This window comes from Streptomyces sp. NRRL WC-3549, from assembly GCF_000721935.1.
GTDB lineage: Bacteria > Actinomycetota > Actinomycetes > Streptomycetales > Streptomycetaceae > Streptomyces.
On the sequence record NZ_KL585430.1, the window covers coordinates 1 to 1,666 of the forward strand.

The 1,666-nt window shown below is 71.5% G+C and carries 2 protein-coding genes; both read right to left on the reverse strand.

What is annotated here, in order from left to right:
* Nucleotides 1-125 precede the first annotated feature (125 nt).
* Entirely contained in the window at nt 126-1,169 is a 1,044-nt protein-coding gene (locus IH13_RS0130045) for a LacI family DNA-binding transcriptional regulator (RefSeq protein WP_031089224.1), read from the reverse strand.
* A gap of 24 nt (nt 1,170-1,193) precedes the next feature.
* A partial coding sequence (locus tag IH13_RS0130050) for a winged helix-turn-helix domain-containing protein (RefSeq protein WP_199814894.1) occupies nt 1,194-1,666 on the reverse strand: 473 nt, incomplete at its 5' end.

Below are 1,666 nucleotides of genomic sequence, written 5' to 3' on the forward strand. Positions count from 1 at the left end.
GTCGGGTACTCGCCGCTCGGGCGGTGGCTGTCGGTCATGTCCACCAGAGTGGTCGGCGAACATGAGAGCGGCCTGAGTGCGCCCTGAGAAGCCCGGCAGAACCGCGTATGCCCGGGGTAAGGGCCCTACACCGCGCCCGCCGCGGGCTTCCCGCAGCCGCAGGACCGCCGCACCACCAGGGCGGACGGGAACTGCTTCAGGCGCTCCCGCCGGGACCCCGTGACCCGCAGGGAGTCGTCGAGGACCAGGTCCACGGCGGCCCTGGCCATCGCGGGACGGTCGGAGGAGACCGTCGTCAGCGGCGGGTCGGTGAGGCCCGCCTCCTTCACGTCGTCGAATCCCGCGACGGCGAGCTCCCCGGGCACGTCGATCCGCAGCTCGCGTGCGGCCCGCAGCACGCCGAAGGCCTGGTCGTCGGTCGAGCAGAAGATCGCCGGGGGCCGCTCGGGCCCGGCCAGCAGCTTCAGCGCCACCTGGTAGGCGTCGTAGCGGTTGTACGGGGCGTGGAAGAGCCGGCCCTCGGTCGGCAGTCCCGCTTCCTGCATCGCCCGGCGCCAGCCCTCGATGTGGTCGGCGACGGGGTCGCCGACGACGGGGGTGGACTCCGTGCCGCCGAGGCACGCCACATAGGGGACGCCGTGCTCCAGCAGGTGGCGGGTGGCGAGCTGGGCGCCGCCGACGTCGTCGGTGATGACCGCGACGTCGTCGATCGCCTCGGGCCGTTCGTGCAGCAGGACGACGCGGGCGTCCCACGCCTCGATCTCGGCCGCGGCGCGCTCGCTGGGGCCCTGGCAGACGAGGATCAGCCCGGAGACGCGCATGCCGAGGAAGGCGCGCAGATAGTGGACTTCGCGCTCGTCGCGGTAGTCGGAGTTGCCGACGAGCACCATCTTCCCGCGCTCGGCGGCGGCCTGTTCGACCGCGTGCGCCATCTCCGCGAAGAACGGCTGCCGGGCGTCCGGCACGATCATCCCTATGAGGTCGGTCCGCCGTGAGGCCATCGCCTGGGCGACCCGGTCCGGCCGGTAGCCCAGCTCTTTGATGGCGGCGAGCACCCGCTCGCGCGTGGCCGGGGCGACCGGCCTGGGTCCGTTGTTGATGACGTAGCTGACGACCGCTGTCGAGGTCCCCGCCAGTCTCGCCACATCGTCCCGCGTCACCTTGGCCACGCGCGGCAGTCTACGCGGATGGACCTACCGCTCGGCAGGCCGGACCGGGGCCCCTTCCGAAATCCGTGCCCCCGCCGGATGCTCCGCACGGGAGGCCGTTCCGCCGGTCGTCGCCGGGGATCCCTTGGCCATGCCGTCCTCGGTGGGGCGTTCCGCCTTCTCGGGGGTGACGAAGCGGTAGCCGACGTTGCGGACGGTCCCGATCAGCGATTCGTGTTCCGGGCCGAGCTTGGCGCGAAGTCGCCGTACGTGGACGTCCACGGTCCGGGTGCCGCCGAAGTAGTCGTAGCCCCAGACCTCTTGGAGCAACTGGGCGCGGGTGAAGACCCGGCCGGGGTGCTGGGCGAGGTACTTGAGGAGCTCGAACTCCTTGAAGGTCAGGTCGAGTACCCGGCCCTTCAGCTTGGCGCTGTACGCCGCCTCGTCGACCGACAGGTCCCCGTTGCGGATCTCCGTGGGCGAGTCGTCGGTGGTGAGCCTGTCTCTTATACACATCT